Annotated in this window: 10 protein-coding genes; 5 read left to right on the top strand and 5 right to left on the bottom strand. The window is 63.0% G+C overall.

The features are described from left to right. Position 1: 1 nt before the first annotated feature. The 4 genes from EFD55_RS02160 to EFD55_RS02145 all read right to left on the bottom strand — a co-directional run bounded on the left by EFD55_RS02160 (position 2) and on the right by EFD55_RS02145 (position 4,676). Complete coding sequence (locus EFD55_RS02160) at positions 2-2,302, bottom strand: chemotaxis protein CheA (protein WP_125842518.1); 2,301 nt, start codon at positions 2,300-2,302, stop codon at positions 2-4. 17 nt (positions 2,303-2,319) lie between these two features. Then, positions 2,320-2,685, bottom strand: coding sequence for a chemotaxis response regulator CheY1 (cheY1, locus tag EFD55_RS02155; RefSeq protein ID WP_003570362.1), 366 nt, complete (start codon positions 2,683-2,685; stop codon positions 2,320-2,322). Continuing rightward, complete coding sequence (locus EFD55_RS02150) at positions 2,682-2,978, bottom strand: STAS domain-containing protein (RefSeq protein WP_088680415.1); 297 nt, start codon at positions 2,976-2,978, stop codon at positions 2,682-2,684. The genes cheY1 and EFD55_RS02150 overlap by 4 nt, the downstream gene beginning before the upstream one ends. Before the next feature lie 63 nt (positions 2,979-3,041). Next, positions 3,042-4,676 carry a globin-coupled sensor protein gene (locus EFD55_RS02145; protein ID WP_125842516.1) on the bottom strand — a complete coding sequence of 545 codons (1,635 nt, stop codon included), beginning with the start codon at positions 4,674-4,676 and terminating at the stop codon, positions 3,042-3,044. Between the two features lie 636 nt (positions 4,677-5,312). On the opposite strand from EFD55_RS02145, the gene EFD55_RS02140 reads away from it, so the two are divergent. Continuing rightward, positions 5,313-6,734 (top strand): ArnT family glycosyltransferase, encoded by a 1,422-nt coding sequence (locus EFD55_RS02140; protein WP_125842514.1) that lies wholly within the window; start codon positions 5,313-5,315, stop codon positions 6,732-6,734. 6 nt (positions 6,735-6,740) lie between these two features. Here the strand turns inward: EFD55_RS02140 and EFD55_RS02135 are convergent, their stop codons facing one another. Then, the gene (locus tag EFD55_RS02135; protein WP_125842512.1) at positions 6,741-7,001 is read right to left on the bottom strand and encodes a helix-turn-helix domain-containing protein; all 261 of its coding nucleotides are present in this window, start codon (positions 6,999-7,001) and stop codon (positions 6,741-6,743) included. A gap of 79 nt (positions 7,002-7,080) precedes the next feature. Between EFD55_RS02135 and ybaL the strand changes: the two genes are divergently transcribed. From ybaL to EFD55_RS02115, 4 genes are all read left to right on the top strand, one after another. After that, the gene (gene ybaL, locus EFD55_RS02130; RefSeq protein ID WP_125842511.1) at positions 7,081-8,901 is read left to right on the top strand and encodes a YbaL family putative K(+) efflux transporter; all 1,821 of its coding nucleotides are present in this window, start codon (positions 7,081-7,083) and stop codon (positions 8,899-8,901) included. A gap of 54 nt (positions 8,902-8,955) precedes the next feature. After that, positions 8,956-9,336: a hypothetical protein gene (locus EFD55_RS02125; protein WP_125842509.1), complete on the top strand. Its 381-nt coding sequence runs from the start codon at positions 8,956-8,958 to the stop codon at positions 9,334-9,336. Between the two features lie 84 nt (positions 9,337-9,420). Then, the gene (gene secD, locus EFD55_RS02120) at positions 9,421-11,964 is read left to right on the top strand and encodes a protein translocase subunit SecD (protein WP_125842507.1); all 2,544 of its coding nucleotides are present in this window, start codon (positions 9,421-9,423) and stop codon (positions 11,962-11,964) included. Positions 11,965-12,057: 93 nt separating this feature from the next. Continuing rightward, positions 12,058-12,774, top strand: a complete 717-nt coding sequence (locus EFD55_RS02115) for a sensor histidine kinase (RefSeq protein WP_125842505.1) — start codon at positions 12,058-12,060, stop codon at positions 12,772-12,774. Positions 12,775-12,815 lie beyond the last annotated feature (41 nt).

Here is a 12,815-nt window from a genome sequence, read left to right as displayed (position 1 = left end):
CTTATCCCACCGCTGCTAACGACATTTCCGCTTTCAGCGATTGGCCGCGCGAGGCGCCGACAACCGCGTCGACATCGAGGATGAGAGCCACGCGGCCGTCGCCGAGAATGGTGGCGGCGGCTATGCCCGGCACGTGGGTGTAGTTCGCTTCCAGGCTCTTGATGACGACCTGACGCTGACCCTGAATGGCATCGACCATCAGGGCGCGCTGGCCACCGCCTTCGGATTCCACCAGAAGCGCGACACCTTCGACCGGATTGGCCTGGGTCGCACGGAAGTTCAGAATGCGGCCGACATCAACCAGCGGGCAGAAGCTGTTGCGGATCGAGATCAGCCGGTGGTTCGCACCGAAGGAGTGGATCGCGGAGGCTTCCGGTTGCAAGGTTTCGACGATCGCGGTCAACGGCACAACCAGCGTCTGGCCGGCGACAGTGACCACCATGCCGTCGAGGACGGCGAGCGTCAACGGCAGGCTCATGGTGAAGACCGAGCCGTGACCCGGCTTGGAGGTGATGTTGATGCGTCCGCCGAGCGCCTGGATCGAGCGCTTGACGACGTCCATGCCGACGCCGCGGCCGGAGATGTCAGAGATCTTGTCGGCTGTCGAGAAGCCCGGCAGGAAGATCAGGTTGTCGATCTCCTCGTCCGACAGGTTGGAGTCGGCCGGGATGAGGTCGTTGTCGATCGCCTTCTGGCGTACTTTCTCGCGGTTGATGCCGGCGCCGTCGTCGGCAAGCTCGATCAGGATGCGGCCCGAACGATGCTTGGCGGTGAGGCGAACCGTGCCTTCCGTGTTCTTGCCGGCAGCGGCGCGCTTTTCGGGCGTTTCGATGCCGTGGTCGACGGCATTGCGGATCATGTGGGTCAGCGGCTCGGCGAGCTTGTCGATAACAGTCTTGTCGACTTCGGTGTTTTCACCTTCCGTGATCAGGCGGATCGACTTGCCGGTCATGTCGGCGATTTCGCGGACGATACGCGACATGCGCTGGAAGACCGGCTTCACCGGCTGAGCGCGGATTGCCATGACCGAGTCCTGGATCTCGCGGGTGAGCTGCTGCAGCTCTTCCAGACCCATGTTGATCGAGGAGGTGCCGGTCGTGTCGTTTTCAATGACGCTCTGCGACAGCATCGCCTGGTTGATGACCAGTTCGCCGACGAGGTTGATGAGGCGGTCAACACGGTCGAGATCGACGCGGATCGTCTGGCCGGCACCGGCGGCATTGTTCTGGGCGGCAGCGTTTGCGGCTGCTGCCGCTGCTGCTGCGGCTGCCGATTCCTTCTTTTCAACACGGGCTGCGGCTGCGGCCATCTGCGTGACGTTGGAGGCGGTCTCGGCGGCGGCAACGGCTGCGGCCGTCTCGTTGGCCCTGTTGCCGGCGGAGCTCACTTCGGCTGCGCCCGTTTCATCCAGGATCGACAGGTCGAAGGGAACCGGCACCATCGGCAGTTCCTCGTTGGCGCTTGTATTACCAGCCGCTTCGTCGACCGGTTTCACCGTCAGGTCGCAATCCCACTCGGCGAATTCGAAGACGGTGCGGATGGCGTCTTCACCCTTGTCCGTCCTGATCGTCACGTTCCAGAAGAAATAGGCCCCTTCAGGATCGATCTCCTCGAGGCCCGGCAGGGCGTCTGTATTGCAATAGATTGTCATCTCGCCAAGACGCGAGAGGTCGCGCAGAAGCAGAGTGGCGTCGTTGCCCTTGGAATAGAGCTCGAAACGCGGTTTGAAGATGACTTCATAGGCCGGCAGGCCGGAGCCGACATCGCCCTCGCCGCCGAAATCGTCAAAAGAAAAAGGAACCGGCTGGAAGCCGCTGTCGTCGGTCGGCTTGGGAGTGGCAGCAGGCGCAGCCGATGCTGCCGGCTTTGCGGCGGCCTTCGGCGCAGGGGCTTCGGCGGCTGCGGAAGGAGACGGCAGTTCGCCGTTGGCCAGCGCTTCGAGCTCCTTGACGAGACCGCGGCTGCGGCTTTCATCGACGCTGCCGCCGTCGCGCGCAGCATTCGTCAGGTCGGCGAGCACGTCAGCCGACTTCAGCATGACCTTCAGGACGTCCTGGGTCGGCTCAAGCTTGTTGGAACGAACGCAATCGAGAGTGGTCTCGAAAACATGGGCGAAGGCTACCAGATCGTCAAGGCCGAAGGCGCCGGCGCCACCCTTGATCGAATGCACGGCACGGAACACCGCGTTGACGGTTTCCGGATCGCGATCGCCATCATTCATTTTCAGAAGACCGGATTCCAGCTCGGCGAGCTGTTCCTCGCACTCCTGGAAAAAGATCTCTTTGATTTCGTTCATATCCATAGGAGAAAATCCTGGGTTTAAGCGGTTACACGCTCAATGGCATCGATCAGTTTGGCCGGGTCGAAAGGCTTGACGATCCAGCCCGTGGCGCCGGCCTGGCGGGCGCGATTCTTTTTTTCCGCGTCGCTTTCGGTGGTCAGGACCAGGATCGGGATCGCCCGATATTTCTCGTTGCGGCGGACGCCTTCGATGAAACCGAAGCCGTCGAGACGCGGCATGTTGATGTCGGTCACGATGACGTCGGGATTGGACTCTTCGAGAACCTCGAGGCCCTCGACGCCATCCTCGGCCTGGATCGTCTCGAAGCCGGCATTGTTCAGCGTCACCAGAAGCATGTTCCGGATGGTGCGCGAGTCATCCACGGTAAGCACTTTTTTCTTCATTGCCGAATCTCCTTGGCGAGCAGGTGGTCAATATTGACGCCAACCAGCTGCATGGTTTTCTGAAATGCATCGGACACCTTGGAAAAGGTGAACGGCTGCTTGTCCTGCTCCCAGGTCTTCTCGGCGGACATCAGAACCTGAGCGCAAAGAGCACCAATCCGTTCGACGCCCGATGCGTCGATAGAAAGACCACTGCCCCGCAACGAGAGGAGTTTGTCGCGCAAGGCGGAAGCCTCGTTGAGGTCGAGCACCGCTGTCAAATTCAGCGTCTTGCCACTCTTCTTTGCTACCATCAGCTTTTCCTTGTCCCCTTGTCGCCGGCCCGAGAAGACGAGCTGAGGCGATAATCCGATAGGTTAGTAAACATTCCGCCCACCTCCGATGCTCGCGAGGGGCTGCGGAAAGCCAAAATCGTCATTTTCATAGTCGTCCTCGACCGCGGCCGGACGGGCAGCCGCCTCGATGGCGCGCGACGGCGGCACGCGAACCGGCGCCGGGCGGCCGGCATGGGCGTTTTCCCGGGCGATGCGGAATTCGCGAATCGTCTGGCCGAGTTCGAGAATGACCGTGTGGAGATGGTCGGCGCCTTGCGCCGAGCGCTCGGCAAGACCGGCGCTATCGGCCACCTCGGCGCCCAGGCCCTTGACGTCTAATGTGACGCCATCAAGGCTTGCGGCGTGCTCGCCGGTCTTTGTGGCGATGCCGGCGATGGCGGCGTTGATGTCGGTGACCTGGCGCACGATACTGCCGATCGAATCCTGTGTCCGGCCGACCATCTGCACGCCGGCGTCGACCTGCGCCTTGGTCGTCGTCACCAGCGTCTTGATTTCGCGGGCGGCTTCGGCCGAGCGCTGAGCAAGGGCGCGCACTTCCTGGGCAACGACGGCGAAACCACGGCCGGATTCGCCGGCGCGAGCAGCTTCGATGCCGGCATTCAGCGCGAGAAGATTGGTCTGGAAGGCGATCTCGTCGATCGCCCCGATGATCTGGCCGATCTTTTCGGCCGATTGCTCGATATCGGCCATGGCGCTGATCGCCCGGCCGACGACCTCGCCACTTTCCTCGACGGCGGCGCGCGTCGAAGCGGCCGCCTGTTCGGCGGCACGGCTCTCGGCCGCACCGTCGCGCACGCTGCCGGCGATGCCGGCAAGGGCAGCGGCGGAAAGCTGCAGCCGGTCGGCCTGGCCGGAAGCGGTGCCGGCAAACTGCCGCGACAGGCCGGCAAGCGAGCCGGTCGCCGCCTCGGCCTTGTCAGTGCGCTCGGTGATGGCGGTGAATTCGGCCTGCAGGCCATCCAGTGCACCGTTCAGCGCAGCGGCGATCCCGGCATAGGCGCCATCGCCTTCGACGGGCGCGCGCCGCGTCAGGTCGCGAGCAGAAAGGCCTTCGATGACATCGCCGAAGATCCTGGCGATCTCGGCTTCGCTGTCGGCGCGCTGATCGGCGAGCGCGCGGCTCTGGGTGGCGCGCAGCGCATTGAAGCGGAGCGAGACAGCGATTTCCACATCGACCATGACGATGCGGATGATCGCCGTCATCAGGTCGGAGATTTCGCGCGCGCGGCGCTTGGCCGACGGCAGCAAGGGACGGCCGGCGATCTCTTGCGCGAGGCCGGAAACCACATGCTCGAGCATGACGCCGTGACCGGCCACGTGCCAGCGCGGGTCGAGCCCCATCTTGCTTTCGGTATCGGAGAGAACCTTGACGCGCTCGGCATAGAGGCTGTCGAACCGCGCATCCGTCAGCACATCCCAATGCGAGGACTGCAGATCATGCAGGCGGTCGACCTGGCGCTCGCTCTCGAAATTGCGCGCGGCGTCGGGAAAGGACTGGAACCTGTGGAAGAGGTCGCGCAGGCCGGCTTTCAAATGCGCTTCAAGGGCCGGCCGGTTGCGGCGGACCAGTTCGCACTGGTCGGCATCGAGACCGGCAAAGCGCAGGCGGTCGCGCAAGCTGCCTGCCTGCGCTCCACGAGCCTGATCTGATGGCATATCCTGCCTCAACGCCTGTCCCCAACCACGTTCCGGGCGAATGCCCGGCCAAAAACTTTCGCAGCATCCGATGGACACAAAGCGTGGAGACCGTTCTCACCGCCAGTGACAACCGGCGGATCGAAGCCCCCTGATCAGCTATGTTTCGGAGCTGTCTGAAGAGATGGATACCGGATCAACCCGGTACGGCGGTACGGCGTCATGCCTGGTGGGAACGAGTGCATCTTCCCATTCCGACGTGTAAACCAATGTTTATGGTTAATTCCTTGCCTGAAGGTTAATAAGCCTTTCGCAGTGCGGGTTTTTGAAGCAATTCAAGGCAGTTCGCGAGAAATACTGCCGCGCAGTTGCATGGCTGCTACAAGGCACACGCAAGCTCCGTGTTATAGGCCGGTCGACAACCAAGACATGACGTCGACAAGGACAGAGCAATGATTGTTCTCGCATTGGGTTCCTGCTTGATCGCAATGACGGTGCTCGCAGCCGTCGCCCGCCTCGATTCCATCGCCGCAAACCGCGACATCCGCGCGCTTCGGGTGTTCTAAAAGGCGGCTCATCTCTCCCCTCCCCCGTTGGCAGTCCGGCACCTTTGGTGTATCGCACTCGCGCCTTTCATGTCAGCGGAACTATCGGTTCATGTCCCCCAGATCTGGTCTCCTCATCGTTCTTGGCTTCACGCTCTGGCGGGTCGTCACGCTTCATTTCGATGCGACGGACCTTTTCGTCGACGAGGCACAGTACTGGTTCTGGTCGCAGAACCTCGATCTCGGCTATTACTCGAAGCCGCCGATGATCGCCTGGGTGATCCGGGCGATGACCGAGCTTTCCGGCTCCAACGCCATCTATTGGATCAGGCTGCTCGGACCGCTGATCCACATGGCGGCGGCACTGGTGCTGATGAAGACGGCAAAGCGTTTCGTCGGGCCGGAGATCGAAGGGTGGACGGGAGTCACCTACATCACGCTTCCAGGTGTTGCGCTTTCCTCGGTGTTCTTCTCGACCGATGTGATCCTGCTGTTCTTCATCGCAATCGCCCTGCTTGCCTATTTCGGCCTGACGCAGCGACGCTCGGTCGGGCTGGCGCTTATCATGGGGCTCGGCGTCGGCCTTGCCTTCCTCACGAAATATGCGGTGCTCTTCGTCGTTCCCGGCGGTGCGCTTGCACTCCTGCTCATTCCGGCGGCGCGCATCGCCATTCGGGATTTTGTCATCGCGGTCGCGGTATCGGCGGTCGTCGCCCTGCCGAACCTCTGGTGGAACCTCAGGCACGACAATACGACGGTGCGGCATACGCAGGACATCGCCCATTGGAGCGAACCCGGCGTCAATATCCGCGGCGGGCTTGAATTCTTCGCCGCTCAGTTCGGCGTCGTCGGGCCAATCATCTTTTTCTCAATCCTCTGGGCGGTCTATCGCATGATCAAGGGCCGGAGCGACGACCGGGAAAAGATGCTGGTCTGGTTGTCGATGCCGGTGGTCCTGCTCATCACCCTGCAGGCAACGATCGCCAAGGCCTATGCCAATTGGGCCGTGACCGCCTATGTCGCGGGGACTGTCCTTGCCGTCTGGCTGCTCTATCGGCTGTGGCCGAAGGGGCTCAGGCTGTCGTTCACCATCAACGGCATCGCAAGCCTGCTCTTTCCGCTGGCGACGATTTTCCCGCAGCAGGTGCTGCTGCCGAACGGCGACGAGCTGATGAAGCGTTATCTCGGCCGCGCCGAGGTCAGCCGCGAGGCCGCGGCGCTTACAGGCCAGGCCGGCACCGACGTCATCGTCACCAACGATCGCGACATGGTCGCCGACCTGTTCTATACGCTGCGCGATGCACCCTACAGGATCTATGCGCGGGCTCCGGCGGGGCTTCCCGAAAGCTATTACGAGCAGGAATTCGCCCTGCCCGCCGATATCACCGGCAAGGTGCTTTTCCTGACCGACAGCCCCTTCACCTGCGCCACCGAAACGCCTGAGGTGCTAAAGAACTGGCGGCCGACAGAGGGCTATTACAAGGGCAAGGCGCTCTATATCTACAAGGTTTCCGCCGCCTGCCTGGCGCCCTGAGTAAGATCAATCCATCCGCTTGGGGAGGCAGAGACCGGTGCCGGCCCCTTCGATCTCCACGAATTTGACGCCGCCCTCCTCGAAGGCCAGGCGCAGCTGCGCCTCGGTCGCACGGTGGATGTCGTGGTGGCGTCCCTCGTAATCGCGGATCGTGCTGCGTGAGACGGCGGCCCTCTCGGCAAGGTCCGTCTGGGTCCAATCGAGCAGGCCACGTGCGGCCCGGCAGAGAGCGGGGCTCAGAATTGTTTCCCTGGCGGCTTGACCCATGATTTCAAGTTACCCATATTGGTCGATATAGACCATATATGTCATATTACGAACGGGATTTCCAGATCGGGAGACAGCGATGCCACACGATACGCCCTTGATTTCCACGATCGTCGGCGGCCTCGTGCTGGCTTTCATCTTCGGCGCCATCGCCCACCGGCTGCGCATGCCGCCGCTGGTGGGCTATCTGATCGCCGGCGTGCTGGTCGGCCCGCACACGCCGGGATACGTGGCAGACCAGAGCCTTGCGCCGGAGCTTGCCGAAATCGGCGTTATCCTGCTGATGTTCGGCGTCGGGCTGCATTTCTCCCTGAAGGATCTTCTGTCGGTGCGCGGCATTGCGGTACCTGGCGCGATCGTACAGATCGCCTTTGCCACACTGCTCGGCTGGGGGCTCGGCGCCTTCATGGGATGGCCGACCGGCGGCAGCCTGGTCTTCGGCCTGGCCTTGTCCGTCGCCTCCACCGTCGTGCTCCTGAAGGCGCTGCAGGAACGGCGGCTCGTCGAGACCGAGCGCGGCAGGATCGCCGTCGGCTGGCTGATCGTCGAGGATCTCGCCATGGTGCTGGCGCTGGTGCTGATCCCGGCCGCAGCCAGCATCGGCGGTGAAGGCCACGGCCCCGTCGAGCCGCTTTCGGCGGGGCTGAACCGCCTGCTCGGCCTCGATCTCGGCGTCGGCGGCATGATCGCCATGACCCTGGTGAAGGTGGTGCTGTTCGTGGCGCTGATGCTGGTCTTCGGCCGCAAGCTCATTCCCTGGACGATGCACCGAATCGCCCATACCGGCTCGCGCGAACTTTTCCGGCTGGGCGTGCTCGCGATCGCGCTCGGCGTCGCCTTCGGGGCGGCGAAGCTCTTCGGCGTATCGCTGGCGCTCGGCGCCTTCTTCGCCGGCATGGTGCTTGCCGAAAGCGAGCTCAGCCATCGCGCCGCGCAGGAAAGCCTGCCGCTGCGCGATGCCTTCGCCGTACTCTTCTTCGTCTCGGTCGGCATGCTGTTCGATCCGAACATCCTGATCGACAAGCCGCTGCCGATCCTTGCCACCATCTTCATCATCGTCATCGGCAAGTCCGTCGCCGCCCTTCTGATCGTACTCGCCTTCAAGAAGCCGCTCGGCACGGCGCTGACGATTTCAGCAAGCCTCGGCCAGATCGGCGAATTCTCCTTCATCCTCGCCGCCCTCGGCGTCGAACTCGGGTTGTTGCCGGAGGAGGGCCGCGATCTCATCCTTGCCGGCGCCATCATCTCGATCGTTCTCAATCCGCTGCTGTTCTTCCTCTGCGATCGTCTACGGCCGCTTCTCGAAGGGACAAAACGCGAGGAAGCCACAGCCGAGCCCGCTCCCGCGACGGATGCAGCCATCGCTCAGCAGCAACTGCCCGCCGAAGACGACGACGTGCATCCGACCGCCCTCAACGGCCACGCCATCCTCATCGGCTATGGGCGCGTCGGCAAGATCGTCGGGCAGAACCTCAAATCATCGGGTACGCCCTTCCTCGTCATCGAGGATTCCGACAAGCGCATCGGCGAGTTGAAGGCGCAGGGCATCGAAGCTTTCATGGGCAATGCGGTGGCGAGAGAAACGCTCGATCTTGCCAATCTTTCGACTGCGCGCAGCCTTGCCATCGCTATCCCGAACGCCTTCGAGGCCTGCCGCATCGCCGAGCAGGCGCGTAGCGTCAACCCGTCGATCCTCATCGTCGCCCGCGCCCATTCCGACGCCGAGGTCGACGAGTTGAAGCAATATGGCGCCGACACCGTCATCATGGGCGAACGTGAAATTGCGCTTGGCATGGTTGACCGGCTGGCTCAAGTGCATCATGAGAGTGTGCCCTATGAAGACAGACATGAGCCTGATACAATTATCCCGACGGGCACTGCTCCGCCGGAAAAAGAATGAGAGATTGGCGCGCTTTTGAGCCGATACGGGAGTGACATCGCCGGGACGGAGGAGATGGAGCTGGACCAGCACCGTCTGACCAATCGTGTCGCCGCTTCCCTGCTCGTCGCCATCCTTGCCTATCTCGGCCTGCTCTTCGGCGGCAATTTGCTCATTTCGCCTGCCGTCGCCGTCAACACGCTTTCTTCTTCCGGCCGGGATCCGCAGTCGCCGCAACTGACGGCGCGCGATGCCGTGCGGGGCGTGCTGGCCGCCGAGCGCAGGCTTGCGCCGAAACAGGCGGCGCACGACGTCGGAACGCCTGCCCTTGCCGCCGCCCCGGTTCTCGATTTCGCCGGCTGGAACATATCAGCCCCTCTTCCGGCATTCGAAGCGCCGCTTCATGCCGCAAATTTCAGGACCCATCAGCCGCGCGCACCGCCAGCCGCTGCCTGACGCCTGCGCCGAGCGGCGCTTCCTGCCATTGACGATATGCCGCCAGCGCCCGAGCGCCGGCCCCCGATTATCAAGGAATACAACATGCGTACTTCACCATGGCTGGTGTTCACCTATACGGTGATCATCGTGATCGGCCTATTGATCGCCCTGCCGAACGCCCTGCCGCAATCCGTCCTCCAGCGCGTGCCGGCATGGCTGCCGCATGACCAGGTGTCGCTCGGCCTCGACCTGCGCGGCGGCTCGCACCTCGTTCTGGAAGTCGACGAAGCCGATCTCACCAAGGAGCGGCTGCAATCGCTGCTTCAGGACGCGCGTCGCGTGCTGCGCGAAAAGGGCATCCAGCCGAAGGCCGTCGTCCGCAGCCAGAACCAGATCGTCGTGACGCTCGCCGATGCCTCGCAGAGCGATGCGGCCGTCACCGACCTCAAGACGCTCGCCAACCCGATCAGCACCGGCATCAGCGCCGGCCAGACGGATCTCGACGTCACGGCGAACGGAGCCACCATCACCGTCGGCTTCTCGCCGGCCGGAATCTCCGCCAATGTCGACAATGCCGTCCAGCAGAGCCTTGAAGTCATCCGCCAGCGCGTCGACCAGGTCGGCGTCTCCGAGCCGACCATTCAGCGCATCGGCGGCAATCGCGTGCTCGTCCAGCTTCCGGGCGCGCAGGATCCGTCGCGCCTGCGTGAACTTCTCGGCTCCACGGCGAAGATGTCGTTCCACATGCTTTCGCCGAACAACGCCCCTGGGCCCGGCGTCACCATGATGAACGACGCCGAGGGCAGGACCTATCCGGTCCTCGACCGCGTCGAGATCTCAGGTGACCGCCTCTCGGATGCCCGCGTCAGCTTCGACCCGAACACGCACGAGCCGGTCGTCAGCTTCCGCTTCGACAGCGCCGGCGCCACCCGCTTTGCCGAGATCACCCGCCAGAACGTCGGCAATCCCTTCGCCATCGTCCTCGACGACAAGGTGCTGAGCGCGCCCGTCATCCGCGAGCCGATCACCGGTGGCTCGGGCCAGATCTCCGGCAGCTTCTCAGCCGACAGCGCAACGACGCTTGCCGCCATGCTGCGCGCTGGCGCCCTGCCTGCCAAGCTGACGGTCATCGAAGAACGCACCGTGGGCGCCGACCTCGGCGCCGATGCCATCAAGATGGGCATCTATTCCGGCATCGTCGGCTTTATCCTGGTTGCAGCCTTCATTTTCGTTCTCTACGGCACCTGGGGTATCCTGGCGAACGTGGCGCTGCTGATCCACACGTTCCTGACCTTCTCGGCCCTGACGCTGGTCGGCGCAACGTTGACGCTGCCGGGCATCGCCGGCGTCGTTCTCGGTATCGGCCTTGCGGTCGACGCGAACGTTCTCATCAACGAGCGCATCCGCGAAGAAACGCGCAAGGGCAAGAGCGCCTTCGCCGCCATCGATACCGGCTTCCGCCGCGCTTATTCGACCATCATCGACGGCAACATGACGGCTCTGATCGCAGCAGCCATCCTGTTCTATTTCGGCTCGGGTCCGGTTCGCGGCTTTGCCGTGACCATGGCGCTCGGCCTCATCATCTCGATGTTCACCTCCGTCGCCTTCGTCCGCGTCGCGATGATCGAGATCACCCGCCGCCGCAAGCTCAAGGTGCTGAACATCCGGCCGCTGATCCCCTTCAGCCCCTATGACAAGCACATCCAGTTCATGAAGGCGCGCTTCTTCGGCGTCACCGTTTCGGCGCTGCTTTCGATCGCCTCCGTCGTGCTCTTCATCCATCCCGGCCTCAACTACGGCGTCGACTTCCGCGGCGGCATTCAGATGTCCGTCAGGACCCAGGGCGCGGCCGATCTTGCGAAGTTCCGCGAGGGCCTTGATAGTCTCGGTCTCGGCGAAATCACACTCCAGTCCTTCGGCGACAACAACAGCATTCTCGTTCGCGCCCAGCGGCAGGAAGGCGGCGAAGAGGCGCAGACGGCAGCAGTAACCAAGCTGAAGGCCGAAGTCGCCAAGATCGATCCGAGCGCAACGGTCGAAGGTACCGACGTCATCGGCCCGAAGGTCAGCGGCGAGCTTGCCTCGGCCGGTATCCTGTCGGTCGTGATCGCAAGCTTCGCGATGCTCATCTATATCTGGGCTCGGTTCGAATGGCCGTTCGCCGTCGGCGCCATCGTCACCCTGGTGCTCGACGTCACCAAAGCGATCGGCTTCTTCGCGATCACCGGCCTCGACTTCAACCTGACGGCCATCGCCGCCATCCTGACGCTCGTCGGTTACTCCGTGAACGACAAGGTCGTCGTCTACGACCGCATGCGCGAAAACATGCGGCTCTACAAGTCGATGCCGTTGCGCGAGATCATCGACAAATCGATCAACGAGACCCTGGCGCGAAGCCTCTACACCAATGCGACGGCCTTCCTCGCCCTGGTGCCGATGGCGATCTGGGGCGGCAGCGCCGTGTCGAGCTTCGCGATCCCGATGGTCTTCGGCATTCTCGTGGCCGGCGCCTCGTCGATCTTCATCGCAGCTCCGATCCTGCTCTTCCTCGGCGACTGGCGCCGCCGCCATGCCAAGGCGGCTCCGGCTAGCGATGTCGAAATCATCCCGCCGGAACAGGGTCGCCCGCGCAAGTCCGCGAGCTAACTGCGGTTGTTAACGCATCATTGTGGAGGGCGCCGGTTGCAGAACCTGCGCCCTTTTTCTATTGTCGGCTATCAGGATCGGGGAATTTGCCAAATGTCATCCAACCCGACGAGTCTGTCAGACAGCAATGCGGCCAGCGAGAGCGAGGAGCGGATCAAACGTTTTCTCGCGACAGCCTCGCACGACTTGCAATCGCCGCTGCGCCACATCGCGATGTATGCCGAGCTGCTTCTGGACGACCTGGAGGAGACGCTCGACGGCGAACAGCTTCAAAGTCTCAGGATGATCATGGAGAAGGCGCAGACGGCCCAGCGCCTCACCAAGTCATTGATGAGCCTTGCCGGCGGAGCACCTCAGGTGACGCCCGAAGAAGTCGATCTGCAGGCGCTGACCGAGACGATCTGGGGTGAACTCACAGATGAAACCGCGGTGCACGATGCCACGCTCGCGAGTGAAGGCCTGCCCTTGATCCGCACCGACCCCGCCCTGCTCAGCCTGGCGCTGCGGCATCTCCTGTCTAACGCGCTGACCTATCGTAGCGAATCGCCGCCGCAGGTGATCATGACGGCAGAGCGCGAGGGGGCGGACTGGTTTATCCGGATTTCCGACAACGGAACGGGTATCGATCCCGCTTATCGGGAACGGATATTCGAGCCTTTCTGGAAATTGCCGAAGGCAGGCGCCGTCCCCGGCGCCGGACTGGGGCTGACGACTGCGCGGGAGTTTCTCACGGCGCTTGGCGGCGATGTCAGCCTCGAGCATTCGGATGAAAGCGGCAGCCGCTTCACCATTCGCCTTCCCGTCGCCTGATAGTTATAACAGGATACCGAGGATCGCGACGCGCTTTTGCC

Origin of the sequence: Rhizobium pisi, assembly GCF_003938655.1 — a bacterium.
Lineage (GTDB): Bacteria > Pseudomonadota > Alphaproteobacteria > Rhizobiales > Rhizobiaceae > Rhizobium > Rhizobium pisi.
The sequence above is the reverse complement of the archived record's forward strand: the minus strand, read 5'-3'. Positions and strand labels throughout refer to the sequence as shown.

Bases quoted from the DNA above. Each gene is read 5' to 3' on its own strand.
- EFD55_RS02160 (WP_125842518.1), bottom strand. From the start codon at position 2,302: ATGGATATGAACGAAATCAAAGAGATCTTTTTCCAGGAGTGCGAGGAA.
- cheY1 (WP_003570362.1), bottom strand. From the start codon at position 2,685: ATGAAGAAAAAAGTGCTTACCGTGGATGACTCGCGCACCATCCGGAAC.
- EFD55_RS02150 (WP_088680415.1), bottom strand. From the start codon at position 2,978: ATGGTAGCAAAGAAGAGTGGCAAGACGCTGAATTTGACAGCGGTGCTC.
- EFD55_RS02145 (WP_125842516.1), bottom strand. From the start codon at position 4,676: ATGCCATCAGATCAGGCTCGTGGAGCGCAGGCAGGCAGCTTGCGCGAC.
- EFD55_RS02140 (WP_125842514.1), top strand. From the start codon at position 5,313: ATGTCCCCCAGATCTGGTCTCCTCATCGTTCTTGGCTTCACGCTCTGG.
- EFD55_RS02135 (WP_125842512.1), bottom strand. From the start codon at position 7,001: ATGGGTCAAGCCGCCAGGGAAACAATTCTGAGCCCCGCTCTCTGCCGG.
- ybaL (WP_125842511.1), top strand. From the start codon at position 7,081: ATGCCACACGATACGCCCTTGATTTCCACGATCGTCGGCGGCCTCGTG.
- EFD55_RS02125 (WP_125842509.1), top strand. From the start codon at position 8,956: ATGGAGCTGGACCAGCACCGTCTGACCAATCGTGTCGCCGCTTCCCTG.
- secD (WP_125842507.1), top strand. From the start codon at position 9,421: ATGCGTACTTCACCATGGCTGGTGTTCACCTATACGGTGATCATCGTG.
- EFD55_RS02115 (WP_125842505.1), top strand. From the start codon at position 12,058: ATGTCATCCAACCCGACGAGTCTGTCAGACAGCAATGCGGCCAGCGAG.